This window comes from Enterobacter asburiae, assembly GCA_011754535.1.
GTDB lineage: Bacteria > Pseudomonadota > Gammaproteobacteria > Enterobacterales > Enterobacteriaceae > Enterobacter > Enterobacter cloacae_N.
Genome location: JAAQVN010000001.1, coordinates 1104745 through 1125415 on the forward strand (window position 1 = coordinate 1104745; position 20671 = coordinate 1125415).

Consider the following 20671-nt stretch of genomic DNA (forward strand, 5'->3'; position numbering starts at 1 on the left):
GGTGGAAACATGGACGAGCTTTACATCCTTGGCTGTTTGTTCCTGGTTTTTGCGCTGCTGGTTGCGCCCGTGCTCGCGGTTATCGGGTTTAATCGAAGCACGGCGGCACAGCAGGAGATCGCCCGGCTACGCCAGCGCATTGAGGCGCTTGAGCAGCGCGGCGCGGCAGAGATAGCGCCGGAGCCAGAACAGGTGCAAGCTGCTACTCCGGCGGTCGTGACCGCGCCGGTGGCTGAGGACGCTCCCGCGCCTGTCGATCCCTGGCGTCCCGAAATTCCCGCTATCGAGGCCGAACCCGCTCCGGCCCCTGCGCCTGCCGCTAAACAGCCTTCTGCCTTTGGCGGCATAGTGACTTCGCTGGCGCGCTGGTTTATGCAGGGTAATCCCCTGGCGAAGCTTGGCATTCTGCTGCTCTTCCTGGGTCTTTCATTCCTGCTGCGCTATACCGTTGAACATTCCCTGTTCCCGCTTGAGCTGCGCCTGGTGGCGACGGCGCTGTTTGCCATCGTTCTGCTGGCGGTTGGGTGGCGGCTGCGGCACAGGCAGCCGGTCTACGCGCTTATCTTGCAGGGCGGGGCGACGGGCATTCTCTACCTGACGGTCTTCGGCGCCTTCCGGCTCTGGCAGATGCTGCCGATGACGCTGGCCTTTGCGCTGCTGGTGGTGATTTGCGCCGCGAGCGTCGGGCTGGCGGTGCTGCAAAAGGCGTTGAGCCTTGCCATGCTGGCGAGCCTCGGTGGATATCTCGCGCCGCTGCTGCTATCTACCGGGGGCGGTAGCTTTGTGGCGCTGTTCTCCTTCTATCTCCTGCTTTCCATCGGCATTCTCGCCATCAGCATCTGGCAGCACTGGCGCGAGCTTAACCTGCTCGGGCTGCTCTTTACCTTTGGCGTGGGCGGCCTGTGGGGGCTGAGTGATTACCAGCCTGAAGACTATTGGATCTGCCAGCTGTTCCTGATTGCCAATACGCTGATCTTCGGCGTGCTGAGCGTAGCGCTGTCGCTGAGGGCGCAGGAGAAAGGGAAGCAGATTATTGACGGCGTGCTGCTGTTTGCCCCGCCGCTGGTGGGTTTTGGGATGCAGTACGGCATGACCCGACACTGGGAATATGGCCCGGCCCTGAGCGCGCTGGGATACGGGGCGTTTTATCTTACCCTCGCGTTCCTTGCGCTGCGGCGCTATCCCTCCATCGGACGACCGCTGGTGATGGCGGCGCTGGCCATCGGCGGCGGATTTGCCACGCTCGCCATTCCGCTGGCGCTCTCCGCGCGCTGGACGGCGATGGCCTGGGCGCTTGAGGGGCTGGGTATCCTCTGGCTGGGCGTGCAGCAGCACCAGCGACGCATGAGCTATAGCGGGACGGCGCTGCTGGTGCTGGCGCTCGGCAGCGCGCTGTGGGCGCAGATGAATGGCGTTACGTCGCTGAGCCTGCTGCTGATCTTCACCATCCTCAGCCTTTGCTGGCTGGCTGCTGCCTGGCTGTGGCGGAACATCTTTCTGCCGGTTAGCTGGGCGCTGCTGGCAGGCGGGCTGCTGTTCTGGCTCGTGGCACTATTTGGCGCGTCGCGGCTGGTGTTGAAGCAGGAATTACCTGTTCTGGCAGGCGTGCTGGCGCTGACGGCGGCGTCGGTCTGGGGCTGGCGGCAGGCTGCGGCTCGTCTGGCGTGGCGGGAACTGGATGCCAGCAAATGGCTGCTGTGGCCGCTGATGCTGGTGATGGTGGGCTATCAGCTCTCGCACCAGCAGATATTTGCCGCCGGCTGGTCAAATCTGGCCTGGGGAATCGCGCTTCCTGCCGCGCTGATGCTGCTGCGGCGCGACGGCGCCCGTTTAGCGCCGCGCATCTCTGGGGGGCTGCACCTGTCTCTGTTCTGGATGATTTTACTGGCGCTGGCGGCGGAGCTTTACTGGTTTGCCCGGTCGCTGCCGTGGGGCATGGCGGCCTGGGGCAGCGGGCTGGCAATGGCCGCAGGCGGCGGGGTGATTATGGCGCTCTCTGCGGCGGTACGCCGTCGCGGGTGGCCGTTCCGGGAGTGGCCCGCACTCTACGCGTGTATAGCACCGATCCCCGTGGTCGCGGCGCTGCTGGTATTGCTGGTGGTGACCAATTTCCAGGACGGCGTGGTTTACCGTCAGACCTGGCTGCCGCTGGTGAATCCGCTTGAGGAAGGCGCGGCGTTCGCGCTGCTGGGGCTGGTGGTCTTTTATCAGATGGTGGAACGCTACTACCCGGCGCTGCTCTCGCAGGCACGTCCGTGGCCTGCCGTCGCGATTATGGCGTTTGGCTTCTGGTGGCTTAACGGTGCGCTGATGCGCGCCCTGGCCTGGTACGGCGACGTGGCCTGGAATATGGCATCATTGTGGGATTCGCGGCTTATCCAGACCTCGTTTGCCCTGTTCTGGATGCTGAGCGCGCTGGTGATCATGGTCCACGCCACCCGCCGGGCTTCCCGTCAGGAGTGGCTTGGCGGTGCCGCGCTGCTGGGGGTGGTGATGGTTAAACTGATGCTGGTGGACAGCGCGGGCGGAGGCGGTCTGTCACGCGCGGTGGCGTTTATCGGCGTGGCAATACTGGTGCTGATCGTGGGGTATTTCTCGCCGCTGCCGCCCAAGACAGGAGATGAAAAATGAAATGGATGAAAGCGGTAGCCTGTACCGCGCTGCTGGCGCTTGCCGTCCCGGGGTTCTGCGAAGAGGTACAAACGGAATCGCCCCGGGACTATGCCTTTGGCCGCTCGCTGGATACGTCTGCTCCTTCCCAGTGGTATCGGGTGACGCTGCCGCTCGCCGTCTATGCGCAGAGCACGTCGCCGGATCTGCATGACGTTCGCGTCTTTAATCAGTCGGGCGAGCCGGTTCCCTTCAGCCTGGTTACCGCGACGCGCCCGCAGGCGGCAGCGCAATCCACGGCGCTGCGCCTCTTTCCGCTGGACGCGTCGCCCCTTGCGCCTGCGCGAGGGGGTGAGGAGAGCGATAAGATCCTGCTCCGTTCCGCAAACGGCGTTGAGATTGTGCTTGAAGGACAAAAAGCCGCCGCAACCGGGCAGCATTATCTGCTGACCCTGCCGGAGCAGGATACGGGGGAAATAAGGCTGTCCCAATTACAGCTGCTCTGGAATACCCCTCAGACGCCGTGGCAGGGAACGGCGTCGGTCTATTACAGCGAGGATCTTAAGCGCTGGTATACCCTGCGTGAGGATATGCCGCTGCTGGACGTGGTGAGCGGGCAGGATCGTCTTAAGCTGGACCGGATCGATACCGATATTGTTTTGTCTCCCGATACGAACCGCTATCTCCTGGTGGTGCTGAACGCGCAGAGCCAGGGAATAACCTTGACCGGCGTAAACGCAATCAGCGCACCTGCCCAGGCGGCCCCGGAAGCGATCGACCTTGAGGGGGAAGGGGAGCAACTTTCGACAAGCGAAGCGCAGTGGCGCTGGGCGCGTCCGCAGCCGCTGAGTGCTGTCAGCATCTCACTGAACGGCGATGGCGTCCTTCCCGTGGAGATAGCGTGGCGGAGTTCGGATAAAGATGCATGGCACCCCCTGAAAAAAGAGGTTCTTTACCGTCTGGAGGGAAAAACGTCTCCACCAGTTTCGCTTAACGGGGGCCTGGTGCAGGCGGTGAAAGTCACGACGCTGAATGCGCGCCTGCCGGAGTACCTGCCGAGCGTCACCGGGCATCGCGATCGCTATGACCTGGTGTTCAACGCGCAGGGAAAAGCGCCGTACGTGCTTGCCTGGGGCAATGGCGCTGCAAAGCCTGCCAGCGTGGAGCCTGACATGCTGATCCCAGCCGATCTGCACAAAACCTATGATATGGAGCACCTGCCGCAGGCCGACATTCTGGATGATGTCGCGTTAGGCGGCGAGGGGCGTCTGACCGCGACCTCTGCGTCCGAGCGGGAGAGCAGGATGAACGCGCTGCTGGTGTGGGGCGTGCTGATTGCGGGCGTGATTCTGCTGGCGGTCATGGCCTGGCGCATCTGGCGAGAGACGCAGCGTAAGGCATAAAAAAGGCCCGCATAAGCGGGCCTCTTCCGTAAACCGTGCCGATTACAGGCTGGATACGTTCTCAGACAGGTATTTAGCTACGCCGTCTGGGGAAGCTGCCATACCTTCTTTACCTTTTTCCCACTGAGCCGGGCACACTTCGCCGTGCTCTTCGTGGAACTGCAGCGCGTCAACCATGCGCAGCATTTCGTCGATGTTACGACCCAGCGGCAGATCGTTCACAACCTGGTGACGAACGATGCCGTTTGCGTCGATCAGGAAGGAGCCGCGCAGCGCAACGCCAGCGTCCGGATGTTCGATACCGTAAGCCTGCTGGATTTCGCGTTTGATGTCCGCAACCATTGCGTATTTCACCGCACCGATGCCGCCGTTTTCGACAGGGGTGTTACGCCATGCGTTGTGTACAAATTCAGAGTCGAAGGAGACGCCAACCACTTCCACGCCACGCTTCTGGAATTCTTCATAACGTTTGTCGAACGCGATCAGCTCAGACGGGCAAACGAAAGTGAAGTCCATTGGCCAGAAGAACAGAACGGTCGCTTTACCGTTGGTGTGCTGTTTGAAGTTGAAGTTTTCAACGATTTCACCGTTGCCCAGAACTGCTGCAGCTGTAAAATCCGGAGCCGGACGAGTTACCAGAACCATATGATTCTCCTGTAGATACTAAGGTAATTTGGAACGCAACGCGAGCCAGTATAGAGAGTGTTCCTGGATAAGACAAAGAGGTGGTGACAATCGTTCCACCAGCTTTTACCTATCAATGTGAATTCTGTTACAGCTGTTTGTTTTTCGCCTGCGCCATCATGCGTGGATAGAACTGCCAGAATTGGCTCTCCAGCGCATCGTAATGTTCATCCAGGTCATACCAGGAGTCGCGCAGCGCATCCAGCCGCGGGCGGCGGCTTGCCATCCCATTCAGCACATTCTGGATGAAATCCATCTCGCGATAGCGCTCCAGCCAGCGTTCTGACCACAGGTAGTTATTCAGATTCACAAAGCGCGGCGGCGAGTCGGGCAGAATAATCGACACCTGCTGGTGGGCGTAGCGCACAAACGCCGGCAACGGCATCTCCGGCGACAGCTGTTCCCAGTGGCGCGACAGGAAGTGGTCCCACATCACGTCGAGCGTGATCGGCGCAACGCGGCGCGTTTCAGGGCGAAACCACGCTTTGGCTTCCGTCACTTCCGGCAGCTTATCCGTCAGCACGTCGATGCGGCGGTGCATAAAAATCCCGTCGACAACCTCAGGGGAATAGTCCTCAGCGGGGTTGCCGCGCACAAAATCGGCCAGCAAATTGCCGGACAGGGAGCTGTCAGCGAGATGAGCGAGATGCAGGTGAGCGAGAAAATTCATGCGTTTTATTTGTCCAGTGGCGGCTAGTTGTTGCAGCAAAAGGGTGTGAGCACTAGACTATGCCGCCTGTTTTTAAGTCACGAGTATACGTCATGCGCGTCGCCGATTTCTCCTTTGAACTACCTGAATCCCTGATTGCTCACTATCCCATGCCTGAGCGCAGCAGCTGTCGCTTACTGTCACTGGATGGGCCAACGGGCGAGCTGACGCACGGTACTTTCACCGATTTGCTCGACAAGCTCAACCCTGGCGATCTGCTGGTCTTTAACAATACCCGCGTGATCCCGGCGCGCCTGTTTGGCCGTAAGGCCAGCGGCGGCAAGATTGAAGTGCTGGTCGAACGTATGCTCGATGATAAACGCATTCTGGCACATATTCGCGCCTCTAAGGCACCGAAGCCGGGCGCGGAGCTGCTGCTCGGCGATGACGAGAGCATTAAAGCGACCATGACCGCGCGCCACGATGCGCTGTTTGAGGTGGAATTCAACGACGAGCGTACGGTGCTCGATATCCTGAACGCCATCGGCCATATGCCGCTGCCGCCGTACATTGAGCGCCCGGACGAAGAGGCTGACCGCGAGCTGTACCAGACCGTTTACAGCCAGAAGCCTGGCGCGGTGGCTGCACCCACTGCGGGTCTGCACTTTGATGAGCCGCTGCTGGAAAAGCTGCGTGCCAAAGGCATTGAGATGGCGTTTGTGACGCTGCACGTTGGCGCGGGCACCTTCCAGCCGGTGCGCGTGGACAGCATTGAAGAGCACATCATGCACTCCGAGTATGCCGAAGTGCCGCAGGATGTGGTGGACGCGGTGCTGGCGGCGAAAGCGCGGGGTAGCCGCGTCGTGGCCGTCGGTACGACGTCCGTGCGTTCACTGGAGAGCGCCGCGCAGGCGGCGAAAAACGATCTTATCGAGCCGTTCTTTGGCGATACGCAGATCTTTATCTACCCGGGCTATCAGTACAAAGTAATTGATGCGCTGGTGACCAACTTCCATCTGCCTGAATCGACGCTGATTATGCTGGTTTCCGCGTTTGCCGGTTATCAGCATACGATGAACGCCTACAAGTCTGCGGTAGAACAAAAATATCGCTTTTTTAGCTACGGGGACGCGATGTTTATCACGTACAATCCGCTGGCTTTGAATGAGCGTGTCGGGGAATAAGTCCGCGGCACCGTATTACAACGTTGGACTGTTTTTCTGACGTCGGAGAAAAAATGAAATTTGAACTTGATACCACCGATGGCCGCGCGCGTCGCGGTCGCCTGGTGTTTGATCGCGGCGTGGTGGAAACCCCCGCGTTTATGCCTGTGGGCACATACGGCACCGTAAAAGGGATGACGCCGGAAGAAGTTGAAGCCACTGGCGCACAGATTATCCTCGGCAATACCTTCCACCTGTGGCTGCGTCCGGGTCAGGAGATCATGAAGCTCCACGGCGATCTGCACGATTTTATGCAGTGGAAAGGCCCGATCCTGACCGACTCCGGCGGCTTCCAGGTCTTCAGCCTGGGCGATATCCGCAAGATCACCGAGCAGGGCGTACACTTCCGTAACCCGATCAACGGCGATCCGATTTTCCTCGATCCAGAAAAGTCGATGGAGATTCAGTACGATCTCGGTTCTGACATCGTGATGATCTTCGACGAATGTACGCCATACCCGGCAGACTGGGACTACGCGAAACGCTCTATGGAGATGTCTCTGCGCTGGGCGAAGCGCAGCCGCGACCGTTTTGACTCCCTGCAGAACAAAAATGCGCTGTTTGGCATTATTCAGGGCAGCGTTTACGAAGATTTACGCGATATCTCTGTTAAAGGTCTGGTAGAGATAGGTTTTGATGGCTACGCTGTCGGCGGTTTGGCTGTGGGTGAGCCGAAGGAGGACATGCACCGCATTCTGGAGCACGTCTGCCCGCAAATCCCGGCGGATAAACCACGATACCTGATGGGTGTGGGTAAACCCGAAGATCTGGTGGAAGGCGTACGTCGCGGCATTGATATGTTCGACTGCGTGATGCCAACCCGCAACGCGCGTAACGGTCATCTGTTCGTTACCGATGGCGTGGTGAAAATCCGTAACGCGAAGCATAAGAGTGACACCAGCCCGCTCGATTCCGAGTGCGATTGCTATACCTGTCGCAATTATTCTCGCGCGTATCTGCATCATCTCGATCGTTGTAACGAGATTTTGGGCGCGCGTCTCAATACGATTCATAATCTTCGCTACTATCAGCGCTTAATGTCTGGTTTACGCAAGGCTATCGAAGAGGGTAAATTAGAGAGCTTCGTGACCGATTTTTACCAACGTCAGGGGCGGGATGTTCCACCGTTGAACGTTGATTAATATTAATAATGAGGGAATTTGAATGAGCTTTTTTATTTCTGATGCGGTAGCGGCAACAGGTGCTCCGGCGCAGGGCAGCCCGATGTCTCTGATCCTGATGCTGGTTGTGTTCGGTCTGATCTTCTACTTCATGATCCTGCGCCCACAGCAGAAGCGTACCAAAGAGCACAAAAAGCTGATGGACTCCATCGCGAAAGGCGATGAAGTGCTGACCAACGGTGGTCTGGTCGGCCGCGTAACCAAAGTGGCTGAAAGCGGCTACATTGCTATCGCCCTGAACGACACCACTGAAGTGGTTATCAAACGTGACTTCGTAGCTGCCGTTCTGCCGAAAGGCACTATGAAGGCGCTGTAATCCCAACTTTTCCCAAAGGGAACTGCCGTGTTAAACCGTTATCCTTTGTGGAAGTACATCATGCTGGTCGTCGTGATTATCGTCGGCCTGCTGTACGCGCTTCCCAACCTGTATGGTGAGGATCCGGCTGTTCAAATCACTGGCGCGCGCGGTGTCGCCGCCAGTGAGCAAACGCTGATCCAGGTCCAGAAAACGTTACAAGAAGAAAAAATTACCGCTAAGTCTGTGGCTCTGGAAGAGGGTGCAATTCTTGCTCGCTTCGACACCACCGACACGCAGCTCCGCGCTCGCGAAGCGCTGATGGGCGTGCTGGGTGACAAATATGTCGTGGCGCTTAACCTTGCTCCTGCAACCCCTCGCTGGCTGGCTGCGCTGAACGCAGAGCCAATGAAACTCGGTCTTGACCTGCGTGGCGGCGTTCACTTCCTGATGGAAGTGGATATGGATACCGCGCTCGGCAAGCTGCAGGAACAGAATATCGACAGCCTGCGCAGCGATCTGCGTGACAAAGGCATCCCATACACTACCGTGCGTAAAGAAGATAACTACGGCATGAGCATCACGTTCCGCGACAGCGCGGCGCGCGATCAGGCTGTAGATTACCTGACCCAACGTCACCGTGACCTGGTGATCACCTCTCAGGGCAGCAACCAGCTGCGTGCGGTGATGACCGATGCGCGTCTGAAAGAAGCGCGTGAATATGCCGTTCAGCAGAACATCAACATTCTGCGTAACCGTGTGAACCAGCTGGGTGTGGCTGAGCCGTTGGTACAGCGTCAGGGTGCTGACCGTATCGTGGTTGAACTGCCGGGTATCCAGGATACCGCGCGTGCGAAAGAGATTCTCGGTGCGACCGCGACGCTGGAATTCCGTCTGGTGAACTCCAATGTCGACCAGTCCGCCGCGGCGTCTGGCCGTATTCCGGGCGACTCCGAAGTGAAACAGACCCGCGAAGGTCAGCCGGTTGTGCTGTACAAGCGCGTGATCCTGACCGGTGACCACATCACTGACTCCACGTCGAGCCAGGATGAGTACAACCAGCCGCAGGTTAACATCTCGCTGGATAGCGCGGGTGGTAACATTATGTCTAACTTCACTAAGGACAACATCGGTAAACCGATGGCGACCCTGTTCGTGGAGTACAAAGACAGCGGTAAGAAAGATGCAAACGGTCGTGCGGTGCTGGTGAAAGAGGAAGAGGTGATTAACATCGCCAACATCCAGTCTCGTCTGGGTAACAGCTTCCGTATTACCGGTATTAACAACCCGAACGAAGCGCGTCAGCTCTCTCTGCTGCTGCGTGCCGGTGCGCTGATTGCGCCAATTCAGATTGTTGAAGAACGTACCATTGGTCCAACGCTGGGTATGCAAAACATCCAGCAGGGTCTGGAAGCGTGTCTGGCCGGTCTGGCGGTCTCTATCCTCTTCATGATCTTCTTCTATAAGAAGTTTGGTCTGATTGCGACGTCCGCGCTGATCGCGAACCTGGTGCTGATCATCGGCATTATGTCCCTGCTGCCGGGGGCGACGCTGACCATGCCGGGGATTGCGGGTATCGTTCTGACCCTTGCGGTGGCGGTCGACGCCAACGTACTGATTAACGAACGTATCAAAGAAGAGTTGAGCAACGGTCGCTCTGTTCAGCAGGCGATTGACGAAGGCTATAAAGGCGCGTTCAGCTCCATTTTCGATGCGAACGTAACAACACTGATTAAGGTTCTTATCCTGTATGCAGTGGGTACTGGCGCGATCAAAGGCTTTGCGATTACAACCGGTATCGGTGTCGCAACGTCAATGTTTACCGCTATTGTCGGCACCCGTGCCATCGTGAACCTGCTGTACGGCGGCAAGCGCGTCAAAAAGCTGTCTATCTGAGGAGTGCGTTGTGGCACAGGAATATACTGTTGAACAATTGAACCATGGCCGTAAAGTCTGGGACTTTATGCGCTGGGACTACTGGGCCTTCGGCATTTCAGGTTTACTGCTGATTCTGTCCATCATCGTTATGGGCGTGAAAGGCTTTAACTGGGGTCTGGATTTCACCGGTGGTACGGTCATCGAGATCTCCCTGGAAAAACCGGTCGATATGGACCAGATGCGTCTGTCTTTGCAGAAAGCGGGCTTTGAAGAGCCGCTGCTGCAGAACTTCGGCAGCAGCCGCGACATCATGGTGCGTATGCCGCCGGTGCACGATGCCAACGGCAGCCAGGAGCTGGGCAGTAAGGTCGTACAGGTCATTAACGAGACCACCAGCCAGAGCGCGGCGGTCAAGCGTATTGAGTTCGTCGGCCCGAGCGTGGGTGCAGACCTGGCGCAGACCGGCGCCATGGCGCTGCTGGTGGCGCTGATCTCCATCCTGGTGTACGTCGGTTTCCGCTTCGAGTGGCGACTGGCGGCCGGTGTGGTTATCGCTCTGGCGCACGACGTGGTGATCACCATGGGCATACTGTCTCTGTTCCACATTGAGATTGACCTGACTATCGTGGCATCCCTGATGTCCGTTATCGGTTACTCACTGAACGACAGTATCGTGGTATCTGACCGTATCCGTGAAAACTTCCGTAAGATCCGTCGCGGCACGCCGTACGAAATCTTTAACGTGTCGTTGACCCAGACGCTGCACCGTACCTTGATCACATCCGGTACCACCCTGATGGTAATCCTGATGCTGTTCCTCTTCGGTGGCCCGGTGCTGGAAGGCTTCTCGCTGACCATGCTGATCGGTGTCTCCATCGGTACGGCGTCGTCCATCTACGTCGCGTCCGCCCTGGCCCTGAAACTCGGTATGAAGCGCGAGCACTTGCTCCAGCAGAAAGTCGAAAAAGAAGGGGCGGATCAGCCGTCCATTCTGCCGTAAGGCGACGTTTAGTGCGTTATCGGAATCCCGGTCTGTTGACCGGGATTTTTTTTATCTGCTCCTGACAAACACTCCTGACAGTATGCTGTCAGGAGCCCTGTCGTAGACTCCTTCTGAACCCAAACAACAGACAGGAGGATGTATGAAAAGCGTAATTAACTGGTTTGAAATTCCGGTCTCGGATATGGATCGCGCCATCAAATTTTATGAGCCGGTCATGCAGCTTGCGCTGCGTCGCGAGAAAATGGATTGCGCAGAGCTGGCGGTTTTTCCGCATGAGGATCCCGCCACCGGTGGGGCGCTGGCAAAATTTGACGGCGTTACGCCGTCTTTGCAGGGCGCTATTATTTACCTGCATACTGACAATCTGGCGGCGACGCTTGATCGCATTGCCTCCGCGGGCGGCGAGTGCGTGTTTGGCCCGCTGGAACTGCCGCATGGTATCGGCACTATCGCACTGTTTACCGACAGCGAGGGTAACCGCGTCGGCCTCCATCAACCTGCCTGAGAGCGGAATGAGATATGACCCGACGCGCTGACCGTTTGTTTCAGATTGTGCAGATCCTGCGGGGCAGGCGTCTGACAACGGCAGCGCATCTGGCGGACCGGCTTGGCGTGTCCGAGCGCACGGTCTACCGCGATATCCGCGACCTGTCGCTTTCCGGCGTGCCGGTGGAAGGCGAGGCAGGAAGTGGATATCGGCTAATGTCGGGTTTTGATCTGCCGCCGCTGATGCTGACAAATAAAGAATCCGAAGCGCTGATGGTCGCGATTCGCCTGCTCAAAACCTGGGGAGGTGAATCGCTGTCGCGCGAGCTGGAATCGGCCCAGGAGAAGGTGCTGGCTATCCTGCCCGAGGAGAACCGTCGAAAGGCGGAGCAGACGCGGATCTACGCCCCGGATTTTTGCATGCAAAGCCACTCCCGCAGCGATTTTGACATGATCCATCAGGCGATTTCCGCCCAGCGCGTATTGGCGCTGCATTATCGTGATGAAGCCGGGCAGCTCTCAAAACGTGAGGTTCAGCCGCTGGGCTTGTTCTTCTGGGGGGAGCGCTGGCTGCTGGCAGCGTGGTGTGAACGGCGCGATGACTACCGCTGTTTTCGGCTCGACCGGTGTCTCAATATTGTGCAGACGGAGAGGCGGTTCAGCGAGAGTGCGGACAGGTCTTTGGCGGATTTTTTGCGGAAGGTGAGGCAGTAAAAAGCCGGGTGGCGAGGTAAAAGCAAAACGGCAACGTGTGTTGCCGTTTTTAGTATTTGTTCCCTCTCCCTGTGGGAGAGGGGCAGGGTGAGGGCATCAGCCCGCACGGTCCCGCACTGATTAGAAGTTGTAACCTACGACCAGGTAACCACCCCAGCCGGTAGAACGGACGTGTTCGTTCATCCATACCAGTTTAGCGTCGTCGTTCCACTGGCCGCCGTTGTGCCAGTAACGTGCCACAACAGAGTAGTGCCAGTGATCGTAGTTCAGCGCCAGGATGTGACTGGAGGCGATGGAGTCATTGGTACGCTGCTTAATACCGTTCTCTGCGTAACCGCTCTTATCGCCCAGATCTGAACCCCAGTCGAAGTTGGTGAAGCCGATGTAGCTCAGGTTACCGCCCCAGAGTTGGGTAATTGGAACAAAGTATTTCACTTTGAAACGGTAGCCATCCCACTCGTTCTGGTTTTCAGCACCGTAGTTCTGCCACTGATATTTCGCGTATACGTTCAGGGACAGGCTCATTGGCAGGCCCGTGTCGATGTCGGTACCCAGACCCATATACCAGGTGCTCTGACGACCGGACTCGTTGCGGCCCATGTCGTAGATATAGTTGTTCGCGAAGTACCACTCTTTAAACGGACCGAAGCTTAGATTGGTGCCGGTCAGCTTGTCGATGGAGAAGCGCGGTTCGATCTCCATGAACAGTGGGGAACCGTGGTTCCAGATACCTTTAGCCTGAGAGTTACCACCAAAGAAGACCGGTGCATCCATATAGCCATAGAAATCAAACCAGTCTTTCTTGGCGAATGCTTCGTACTCCAGGTAGGTATCGTTGCGGATCTGTGGTCCGAAACGGGTGTGGTAGCTGCCTACCACGTTAACGCTCTGGTGCCACCAGTCGGAGAGGTATTGTGGTTTCTCGTTTTCCGCTGCGTTAACAGTGAAAGAGGAGGAAAGTGCCAGAACTGCACCGGCTGCGAGTAATGTTTTTTTCATAATCATGCCACTGATTGAAATTCCCTTCCGGGAGTGAAAATTGCGCGAATTGCGTTTCTAAATATTTCGTGTTTCTGCGGTGCCTATTATAGGAATCCCTGCTCACAAAAATATGTGTTGTTTCACATATCTCTCACACGCGTAATCGATTGCGTTCACGTTTGCGTACTTTAAACGGCCGGGATTGTAGCGGCAATCATTTCTGTTGCCAATCCATACGAAATGTAAATGTTAGCGGAGTGACATTTCACTCCGCTCAAAAGGAGGGGATTACTGCGCGGCGGGTTGGATATCGTGAATGCGGATAAAGCCTAACTGCTCAGGCGTAAGGCCGCTTAACTGAAGCGGAATATCCACATCGCTGGGCGCTAACACGCTGGCCGGAGCGGTGAACAGCTGATTCTTCACATTCACCTCCTGGTAATTCTCCGTGGTGCCCTGGATCTGTCCCCATTCGACGGTACCGCTAAAGGCTGGCAGCGGATCGTTGGACTCTCCATGAATACGCAATGTTGCGCGCGTACCATCCGCATTCGCCGCCACGTTAACCAGCGACATTTTCAGCGTGCCAATCTGGCTGTTGAGCAGAGCAGGCGTGTTTGCCCCTGGCAGCAGGTACACCCCGCTGCTGGATTTGGCGTTCAGCGCGTTTTGCTGGGTGATCTTCACCGTTTCTTTGTTCAGTTTGTCCATCGCCGTGTTGAGCGTATTCACGCTTTGTTTCATCTGACGAACTTCGGTTTGCTGTGCACAGGCACTGAGGGTGAAGAGGCTCCCCACCAGTAAAATTCTCAGGTAACGTCTTGTCATAGCGTTTATTTCCTTGAAATAACGGATCCCCATAATGGTAGCCAGCAACGCGTCGCCAGACATAGATCCTTTGTCTCAAAAAAGCTCTTCCTTTGTTGTCAGGCCAGATCAGGGTAAAATGAAAATCAGTTAACCAGATAACAGGGATACCGTATGCATTGCCCATTCTGCTCCGCTGTGGATACCAAAGTCATCGACTCTCGTCTTGTGGGCGAAGGGTCTTCAGTGCGCCGTCGTCGGCAGTGTCTGGTGTGCAACGAGCGTTTCACGACCTTTGAGGTTGCAGAGCTGGTAATGCCGCGCGTGGTAAAAAGTAACGACGTGCGCGAGCCGTTTAATGAAGAGAAACTGCGCAGCGGAATGCTGAAGGCCCTCGAAAAACGGCCCGTCAGCGCGGATGACGTCGAAATGGCGCTAAACCACATTAAATCTTACCTGCGTGGCCTTGGCGAGCGTGAAGTGCCGAGCAAAATGATCGGCAACCTGGTGATGGAGCAGTTGAAAAAGCTCGATAAGGTCGCCTATATCCGCTTCGCTTCGGTCTACCGCAGCTTCGAAGACATCAAAGAGTTCGGCGAAGAGATCGCCCGCTTACAGGATTAAGCTCATGCAGGATGAGATGTACATGGCGCGCGCCATGAAGCTGGCGCAGCGCGGTCGTTTTACCACCCATCCCAACCCGAACGTCGGGTGCGTTATCGTGAAAGATGGCGAGATCGTGGGGGAGGGGTTTCACTATCGCGCAGGTGAGCCGCATGCGGAGGTTCATGCGCTGCGCATGGCCGGCGAGAAGGCGCGCGGCGCCACCGCCTATGTGACGCTGGAGCCCTGCAGCCATCACGGGCGTACGCCGCCGTGCTGTGAAGCGCTGATTGCTGCGGGCGTTTCACGCGTGGTCGCATCGATGCAGGACCCGAATCCGCAGGTGGCCGGACGCGGCCTGTATCGCCTGCAGCAGGAAGGGATTGACGTCAGCCATGGACTGATGATGCAGGACGCCGAAGCCCTCAACAAAGGCTTCCTGAAGCGCATGCGCACAGGGTTCCCGTATATTCAGCTCAAGCTGGGCGCCTCGCTGGACGGCCGTACGGCGATGGCAAACGGCGAAAGCCAGTGGATAACTTCGCCACAGGCAAGGCGCGATGTGCAACGTCTGCGCGCGCAAAGCCATGCTATCCTCACCAGCAGTGAAACGGTCCTGGCTGACGATCCGGCCATGACCGTGCGCTGGGATGAACTGAATGCCGATACCCAGGCGCTTTATCCGCAGGAGAACCTGCGTCAGCCGCTGCGTATTGTTATTGATAGCCAGAACCGCGTAACGCCGCAGCACCGCATCGTCCAGCAGCCGGGTGAAACCTGGATTGCGCGCACGAGGGAAGATACGCGCGACTGGCCGGAAGGCGTGCGCAGCATTATGGTGCCGGAGCATAACGGGCATCTGGATCTGGTGGTGCTGATGATGCTGCTCGGCAAGCAGCAGGTGAACAGCATCTGGGTCGAAGCTGGCCCGACGCTCGCTGGCGCGCTGCTTCAGGCGGGGCTGGTGGATGAACTGCTCGTCTACGTTGCACCTAAACTGTTAGGTCACGACGCGCGCGGCCTGTTTGTGCTGCCCGGCCTTGAAAAACTGGCCGACGCACCGCAACTCACATTCAGCGAGATTCGTCCGGTGGGTCCGGATGTCTGCCTCCATTTAACGACAGCGTAATTGCTCCCGAAATAGGGAAGCAGTGCGCAAAGTATTATGATAAAATCCGCCCCCCTGCGGGGCCAAATGAACCCGTAAAGGAAGAGTATGAACATTATTGAAGCTGCTGTAGCTACCCCGGACGCTCGCGTCGCCATCACCATTGCGCGTTTCAACAACTTCATCAACGACAGCCTGCTGGAAGGTGCGATTGACGCCCTGAAACGTATCGGCCAGGTTAAAGATGACAACATTACCGTTGTTTGGGTTCCAGGCGCTTATGAACTGCCACTGGCGGCGGGCGCGCTGGCGAAAACCGGTAAATACGACGCGGTGATTGCGCTGGGTACTGTTATTCGTGGCGGCACTGCGCACTTCGAATACGTTGCGGGCGGTGCAAGCAACGGTCTGGCACACGTTGCGCAGGATGCTGAAATTCCTGTGGCGTTCGGCGTGCTGACCACCGAAAGTATTGAACAAGCCATCGAACGTGCTGGCACCAAAGCCGGTAACAAAGGTGCAGAAGCTGCACTGACCGCGCTTGAAATGATCAATGTATTGAAAGCCATCAAGGCCTGATTTTTTTGTAAGGGGAATTCCGTGAAACCTGCTGCTCGTCGCCGCGCCCGTGAATGTGCCGTCCAGGCACTTTACTCCTGGCAGTTGTCCCAGAACGACATCGCTGATGTTGAATACCAGTTCCTGTCAGAACAGGACGTGAAAGACGTTGACGTTCTGTACTTCCGTGAACTGCTGTCGGGAGTGGCGACTAATAGCGCGTATCTCGATGGCCTGATGAAGCCATACCTGTCCCGTCTGCTCGAAGAGCTGGGCCAGGTGGAAAAAGCAGTGTTGCGTATCGCGCTGTTTGAGCTGTCTAAACGTGATGATGTCCCGTACAAAGTGGCCATCAACGAAGCGATCGAACTGGCGAAAACCTTCGGCGCTGAAGACAGCCACAAGTTTGTTAACGGCGTACTTGATAAAGCAGCACCTGCGATCCGTCCCCACAAAAAGTGATCCGCAAACCGGAGTCCTGCATTGCCTGACGGGCAGTGCGGCTCCGGTTTTTTCTTTTATTTGCTGAGGCATAACGTATGGCATGCGGCGAATTCTCCCTGATTGCCCGTTATTTCGACCGTGTCAGAACCTCTCGTCTTGATGTTGAAACCGGCATTGGCGATGACTGTGCACTTCTCAATATTCCTGAAAAGCAGACGCTGGCAATCAGCACCGACACCCTGGTGTGCGGACGTCATTTCTTGCCCGATATCGATCCTGCCGATCTGGCGTATAAAGCCCTGGCGGTGAACGTCAGCGATCTGGCGGCGATGGGAGCCGATCCCGCGTGGCTGACGCTGGCTCTGACGCTACCAGAGGTGGATGAAGCCTGGCTGGAAGCCTTTAGCGACGCGCTGTTTGAGCAGTTGAACTACTACGATATGCAACTGATTGGCGGCGATACGACTGCCGGGCCGCTGTCTATGACGCTGGCGATCCACGGCTATGTGCCGCTCGGTCGCGCGCTGAAGCGCTCGGGCGCTAAACCGGGCGACTGGATCTATGTGACCGGTACGCCGGGAGACAGCGCGGCAGGGCTGGCGATCCTTCAGGATCGCTTAACCGTGAAGGACGCTGACGATGCGGCATATCTGGTGAAACGCCACCTTCGCCCAACGCCGCGCATTCTGCACGGTCAGGCACTGCGCGAGCGGGCCAGCTCGGCTATCGATCTCTCTGACGGGCTGATCTCGGACCTCGGGCATATCCTGAAGGCCAGCGGCGTGGGCGCGCGCGTTGACCTGGATCTTTTCCCGCTGTCTGAGCAACTGCTTCGCCATGTAGAGCCTGAGCAGGCGCTGCGCTGGGCGCTATCCGGCGGCGAGGATTACGAGCTGTGCTTCACCGTTCCTGAGCTGAACCGTGGAACGCTGGACGTGGCGTTAGCGCATCTCGGCGCGAAATTTACCTGTATCGGTCAGATCATGCCAGAGAGTGAAGGGCTGAAGTTTGTGAAAGACGGTGCGCCCGTTACGCTGGACTGGAAAGGGTACGATCACTTCGCGTGAGTTTGTGCCTTTGTATTGCCGGGTGGCGGCTACGCCTTACCCGGCCTACGGATTAGAGGGTTAGGGTGAGGGCTTATTTAAACCCCACCACCGGATGCTGCTGATACGGCGTTTCCAGCTCGGCAACCTGCTCCGGCGTAAGCGTGATATCAACCGCATTCAGCAGCTCATCCAGCTGTTCTTCCCGCGATGTGCCGATAATCGGTGCCGCAACCCCGCGCTTGCCCAACAGCCAAGCCAGCGCCACCTGCGCGCGGGTGGCGCCGGTATCATCGGCAATTCCGGCTAACCGTTCGGCAATCAACGCATCGCTGGCTTCGGTACCGGAATAAAGATTTTTTCCCACTTCATCCGATACCAGACGAGCCGTGGTCTCTCCCCACGGGCGGGTTAATCGACCGCGCGCCAGCGGGCTCCACGGGATCACCGCCACGCCTTCCTGATGGCACAGCGGCAGCATCTCGCGTTCTTCTTCCCGGTAGATCAGGTTGTAGTGATCCTGCATGGTGACAAAGCGCGCCCATCCATGCTTCGCCTGGAGATCCAGCGCCTGAGCAAACTGCGACGCGTGCATAGACGACGCGCCGATATAGCGTGCCTTACCAGCTTTCACCACGTCGTTGAGCGCCTCAAGCGTCTCCTCGATCGGCGTGTTGTAATCCCAGCGGTGAATTTGCAGCAGGTCGACGTACTCCATGTTCAGGCGTCTGAGGCTGTCATCAATGGAGCGCAGGATCTGCGCGCGAGACAAGCCCTCAGCCAGGTCGCCCACTGGATAGTAGACCTTGGTGGCAACGACGATGTCATCCCGGCGGGCAAAATCGCGCAGGGCGCGGCCGACAATCTCCTCGCTGCTGCCGTCGGAGTAGCTGTTGGCGGTGTCAAAGAAGTTAATGCCGCCCTCGATGGCGTGTTTGATTATCGGGCGGCTGCTTTCTTCCGGCAGCGTCCAGGCGTGATTTCCCCGATCCGGCTCGCCAAAGGTCATGCAGCCCAGGCAAAGCCGGGAAACGCTAAGGTCGGTTTTTCCTAATGTTGTGTATTGCACGGTCCGCTCCTGCTGTTTTAAACATGAGGTTTAAGCATAGCAGGAGCAGAAAAGGGGGAGGGGTTATGCCAGCCAGCTGCGGATTTTGGCTTCGATACCGGCAGCGTCCAGGCCAATCGCCGCGCGCGCTTCGTCCTGGGTACCTTGCGGAATGAAGTAGTCCGGCAGACCGAGATTCAGCACAGGAACGGCCTTACGGTTTGCCATCAGCACCTCATTCACGCCGCTGCCCGCGCCGCCCATAATGGCGTTTTCTTCCAGCGTGACCAGCACGTCGTGCGTCTCAGCCATATTCAGGATCAGGGACTCATCCAGCGGCTTCACAAAGCGCATGTCCACCAGGGTGGCGTTCAGCGTTTCAGCCGCTTTCGCCGCCTCCGGCATCAGCGTGCCGAAGTTCAGGATCGCCACTTTCTCACCGCGACGCTTCACCAGACCTTTACCGATCGGCAGTTTTTCCAGCGGCAGCAGCTCGACGCCCACTGCATTGCCGCGCGGGTAACGAACCGCGCTTGGGCCATCCTGATAGTGGTAGCCGGTAAACAGCATCTGACGACATTCGTTCTCGTCGCTTGGCGTCATGACAACCATATCTGGGATACAGCGCAGGAAGGAGAGATCGAACGCGCCCTGGTGCGTCTGGCCGTCGGCACCGACGATGCCCGCGCGGTCGATAGCAAACAGCACCGGCAGCTTCTGGATGGCCACGTCGTGGATAACCTGATCGTAGGCGCGCTGCAGGAAGGTGGAATAGATAGCGACAACCGGCTTGTAGCCGCCAATCGCCAGGCCAGCTGCAAACGTCACCGCATGCTGCTCGGCAATAGCAACGTCGAAATACTGGTCAGGGTATTTTCTGGAGAACTCCACCATGCCGGAGCCTTCACGCATGGCCGGAGTGATCGCCATCAGCTTGTTGTCTTTCGCTGCTGTTTCGCACAGCCAGTCGCCGAAAATTTTGGAATAGCTCGGCATGCCGCCGCTGCTTTTTGGCAGACAGCCGCTGGACGGATCGAATTTCGGCACCGCGTGGAAGGTGATCGGATCTTTTTCCGCCGGCTCGTAGCCACGCCCTTTTTTGGTCATGATGTGCAGGAACTGCGGGCCTTTCAGGTCGCGCATGTTCTTGAGCGTGGTCACCAGACCCAGCACGTCATGGCCGTCAACCGGGCCAATATAGTTAAAGCCAAGCTCTTCAAACAGGGTGCCCGGTACGACCATACCTTTGATGTGTTCTTCGGTACGCTTGAGCAGCTCTTTAATCGGCGGTACGCCGGAGAAAACTTTTTTGCCGCCTTCGCGCAGCGAGGAGTAGAGCTTGCCTGAAAGCAGTTGCGCAAGATGGTTGTTCAGCGCGCCGACGTTTTCGGAGATCGACATTTCGTTATCGTTAAGGATAACCAGCATGTCCGGCTTGATGTCGCCTGCGTGGTTCATGGCCTCGAAGGCCATACCGGCGGTAATGGCACCGTCGCCAATCACGCAGACGGTGCGGCGCTGCTTGTTCTCTTTTTCGGCGGCAACGGCAATACCGATGCCCGCAGAAATGGAGGTCGAGGAGTGGCCGACGCTCAGTACGTCATACTCGCTCTCTCCGCGCCACGGGAAGGGGTGCAGGCCGCCTTTCTGGCGAATAGTGCCAATTTTATCGCGACGTCCGGTCAGAATTTTGTGCGGATAGGCCTGGTGGCCCACGTCCCAGATAAGCTGATCGAACGGCGTGTTATAGACGTAGTGCAGCGCCACGGTCAGCTCTACCGTGCCAAGCCCGGAGGCGAAATGGCCGCTGGAGCGGCTTACGCTGTCGAGCAGGTAGCGACGCAGCTCGTCGCACAGCTTCGGCAGGCTCTCTTTCGGCAACAGACGTAACTCCTGGGTGGAGTCAACTAACGCCAGTGTCGGGTATTTGGCAATATCAAAACTCATCAA

At 57.5% G+C, this 20671-nt stretch carries 20 protein-coding genes; 14 read left to right on the forward strand and 6 right to left on the reverse strand.

All coding sequences use genetic code 11. The features are described from left to right. Positions 1 to 9: 9 nt before the first annotated feature. Positions 10 to 2631, forward strand: coding sequence for a DUF2339 domain-containing protein (locus tag HBM95_05065; GenBank protein NIH42308.1), 2622 nt, complete (start codon positions 10 to 12; stop codon positions 2629 to 2631). Next, positions 2628 to 4013, forward strand: coding sequence for a DUF3999 domain-containing protein (locus HBM95_05070; protein ID NIH42309.1), 1386 nt, complete (start codon positions 2628 to 2630; stop codon positions 4011 to 4013). The genes HBM95_05065 and HBM95_05070 overlap by 4 nt, the downstream gene beginning before the upstream one ends. A 42-nt stretch (positions 4014 to 4055) precedes the next feature. On the opposite strand, the gene HBM95_05075 is transcribed toward HBM95_05070, so the two are convergent. Both HBM95_05075 and acpH read right to left on the reverse strand, forming a co-directional pair. Beyond that, positions 4056 to 4658 carry a peroxiredoxin C gene (locus tag HBM95_05075; GenBank protein NIH42310.1) on the reverse strand — a complete coding sequence of 201 codons (603 nt, stop codon included), beginning with the start codon at positions 4656 to 4658 and terminating at the stop codon, positions 4056 to 4058. Positions 4659 to 4785: 127 nt separating this feature from the next. Then, the gene (gene acpH, locus HBM95_05080; GenBank protein NIH42311.1) at positions 4786 to 5367 is read right to left on the reverse strand and encodes an ACP phosphodiesterase; all 582 of its coding nucleotides are present in this window, start codon (positions 5365 to 5367) and stop codon (positions 4786 to 4788) included. Positions 5368 to 5459: 92 nt separating this feature from the next. On the opposite strand from acpH, the gene queA reads away from it, so the two are divergent. The 7 genes from queA (at position 5460) to HBM95_05115 (ending at position 12126) form a co-directional block, all read left to right on the forward strand. Next, entirely contained in the window at positions 5460 to 6530 is a 1071-nt protein-coding gene (queA, locus tag HBM95_05085; GenBank protein NIH42312.1) for a tRNA preQ1(34) S-adenosylmethionine ribosyltransferase-isomerase QueA, read from the forward strand. 53 nt (positions 6531 to 6583) lie between these two features. Next, positions 6584 to 7711, forward strand: a complete 1128-nt coding sequence (gene tgt / locus HBM95_05090; GenBank protein ID NIH42313.1) for a tRNA guanosine(34) transglycosylase Tgt — start codon at positions 6584 to 6586, stop codon at positions 7709 to 7711. Between the two features lie 22 nt (positions 7712 to 7733). Further along, complete coding sequence (gene yajC, locus HBM95_05095; protein NIH42314.1) at positions 7734 to 8066, forward strand: preprotein translocase subunit YajC; 333 nt, start codon at positions 7734 to 7736, stop codon at positions 8064 to 8066. 27 nt (positions 8067 to 8093) lie between these two features. Beyond that, complete coding sequence (gene secD, locus HBM95_05100; protein ID NIH42315.1) at positions 8094 to 9941, forward strand: protein translocase subunit SecD; 1848 nt, start codon at positions 8094 to 8096, stop codon at positions 9939 to 9941. A gap of 10 nt (positions 9942 to 9951) precedes the next feature. Further along, on the forward strand, positions 9952 to 10923 hold the full coding sequence (gene secF, locus HBM95_05105) for a protein translocase subunit SecF (GenBank protein NIH42316.1): 972 nt from the start codon (positions 9952 to 9954) through the stop codon (positions 10921 to 10923). Positions 10924 to 11065: 142 nt separating this feature from the next. After that, on the forward strand, positions 11066 to 11431 hold the full coding sequence (locus HBM95_05110) for a VOC family protein (protein NIH42317.1): 366 nt from the start codon (positions 11066 to 11068) through the stop codon (positions 11429 to 11431). 14 nt (positions 11432 to 11445) lie between these two features. Continuing rightward, on the forward strand, positions 11446 to 12126 hold the full coding sequence (locus tag HBM95_05115; protein ID NIH42318.1) for a YafY family transcriptional regulator: 681 nt from the start codon (positions 11446 to 11448) through the stop codon (positions 12124 to 12126). 120 nt (positions 12127 to 12246) lie between these two features. Here HBM95_05115 and HBM95_05120 read toward each other — a convergent pair whose 3' ends face one another. Further along, the gene (locus tag HBM95_05120; GenBank protein NIH42319.1) at positions 12247 to 13125 is read right to left on the reverse strand and encodes a nucleoside-specific channel-forming protein Tsx; all 879 of its coding nucleotides are present in this window, start codon (positions 13123 to 13125) and stop codon (positions 12247 to 12249) included. 270 nt (positions 13126 to 13395) lie between these two features. Continuing rightward, positions 13396 to 13935 (reverse strand): DUF3251 domain-containing protein, encoded by a 540-nt coding sequence (locus HBM95_05125; GenBank protein NIH42320.1) that lies wholly within the window; start codon positions 13933 to 13935, stop codon positions 13396 to 13398. A 153-nt stretch (positions 13936 to 14088) separates the two neighbouring features. On the opposite strand from HBM95_05125, the gene nrdR reads away from it, so the two are divergent. From nrdR to thiL, 5 genes are all read left to right on the forward strand, one after another. Continuing rightward, entirely contained in the window at positions 14089 to 14538 is a 450-nt protein-coding gene (gene nrdR, locus HBM95_05130) for a transcriptional regulator NrdR (protein ID NIH42321.1), read from the forward strand. Positions 14539 to 14542: 4 nt separating this feature from the next. Further along, positions 14543 to 15646 carry a bifunctional diaminohydroxyphosphoribosylaminopyrimidine deaminase/5-amino-6-(5-phosphoribosylamino)uracil reductase RibD gene (gene ribD, locus HBM95_05135; protein NIH42322.1) on the forward strand — a complete coding sequence of 368 codons (1104 nt, stop codon included), beginning with the start codon at positions 14543 to 14545 and terminating at the stop codon, positions 15644 to 15646. An 87-nt stretch (positions 15647 to 15733) separates the two neighbouring features. Then, positions 15734 to 16204, forward strand: coding sequence for a 6,7-dimethyl-8-ribityllumazine synthase (ribE, locus tag HBM95_05140; protein NIH42323.1), 471 nt, complete (start codon positions 15734 to 15736; stop codon positions 16202 to 16204). Positions 16205 to 16225: 21 nt separating this feature from the next. Next, on the forward strand, positions 16226 to 16645 hold the full coding sequence (gene nusB / locus HBM95_05145) for a transcription antitermination factor NusB (GenBank protein ID NIH42324.1): 420 nt from the start codon (positions 16226 to 16228) through the stop codon (positions 16643 to 16645). Positions 16646 to 16722: 77 nt separating this feature from the next. Further along, positions 16723 to 17694, forward strand: a complete 972-nt coding sequence (gene thiL / locus HBM95_05150) for a thiamine-phosphate kinase (GenBank protein ID NIH42325.1) — start codon at positions 16723 to 16725, stop codon at positions 17692 to 17694. A 73-nt stretch (positions 17695 to 17767) separates the two neighbouring features. On the opposite strand, the gene HBM95_05155 is transcribed toward thiL, so the two are convergent. Together HBM95_05155 and dxs are read right to left on the reverse strand one after the other, a co-directional pair. Then, positions 17768 to 18742 (reverse strand): aldo/keto reductase, encoded by a 975-nt coding sequence (locus HBM95_05155; GenBank protein NIH42326.1) that lies wholly within the window; start codon positions 18740 to 18742, stop codon positions 17768 to 17770. 63 nt (positions 18743 to 18805) lie between these two features. Further along, a complete protein-coding gene (gene dxs, locus HBM95_05160; protein ID NIH42327.1) occupies positions 18806 to 20668 on the reverse strand; it encodes a 1-deoxy-D-xylulose-5-phosphate synthase in 1863 nt (620 codons plus the stop codon). Between the last annotated feature and the right edge of the window lie 3 nt (positions 20669 to 20671).

Bases quoted from the DNA above. Each gene is read 5' to 3' on its own strand.
- ribE (NIH42323.1), top strand. From the start codon at position 15,734: ATGAACATTATTGAAGCTGCTGTAGCTACCCCGGACGCTCGCGTCGCC.
- nrdR (NIH42321.1), top strand. From the start codon at position 14,089: ATGCATTGCCCATTCTGCTCCGCTGTGGATACCAAAGTCATCGACTCT.
- thiL (NIH42325.1), top strand. From the start codon at position 16,723: ATGGCATGCGGCGAATTCTCCCTGATTGCCCGTTATTTCGACCGTGTC.
- tgt (NIH42313.1), top strand. From the start codon at position 6,584: ATGAAATTTGAACTTGATACCACCGATGGCCGCGCGCGTCGCGGTCGC.
- HBM95_05120 (NIH42319.1), bottom strand. From the start codon at position 13,125: ATGAAAAAAACATTACTCGCAGCCGGTGCAGTTCTGGCACTTTCCTCC.
- acpH (NIH42311.1), bottom strand. From the start codon at position 5,367: ATGAATTTTCTCGCTCACCTGCATCTCGCTCATCTCGCTGACAGCTCC.
- ribD (NIH42322.1), top strand. From the start codon at position 14,543: ATGCAGGATGAGATGTACATGGCGCGCGCCATGAAGCTGGCGCAGCGC.
- HBM95_05110 (NIH42317.1), top strand. From the start codon at position 11,066: ATGAAAAGCGTAATTAACTGGTTTGAAATTCCGGTCTCGGATATGGAT.
- HBM95_05125 (NIH42320.1), bottom strand. From the start codon at position 13,935: ATGACAAGACGTTACCTGAGAATTTTACTGGTGGGGAGCCTCTTCACC.
- dxs (NIH42327.1), bottom strand. From the start codon at position 20,668: ATGAGTTTTGATATTGCCAAATACCCGACACTGGCGTTAGTTGACTCC.
- HBM95_05075 (NIH42310.1), bottom strand. From the start codon at position 4,658: ATGGTTCTGGTAACTCGTCCGGCTCCGGATTTTACAGCTGCAGCAGTT.
- HBM95_05070 (NIH42309.1), top strand. From the start codon at position 2,628: ATGAAATGGATGAAAGCGGTAGCCTGTACCGCGCTGCTGGCGCTTGCC.
- queA (NIH42312.1), top strand. From the start codon at position 5,460: ATGCGCGTCGCCGATTTCTCCTTTGAACTACCTGAATCCCTGATTGCT.
- HBM95_05115 (NIH42318.1), top strand. From the start codon at position 11,446: ATGACCCGACGCGCTGACCGTTTGTTTCAGATTGTGCAGATCCTGCGG.
- HBM95_05065 (NIH42308.1), top strand. From the start codon at position 10: ATGGACGAGCTTTACATCCTTGGCTGTTTGTTCCTGGTTTTTGCGCTG.
- yajC (NIH42314.1), top strand. From the start codon at position 7,734: ATGAGCTTTTTTATTTCTGATGCGGTAGCGGCAACAGGTGCTCCGGCG.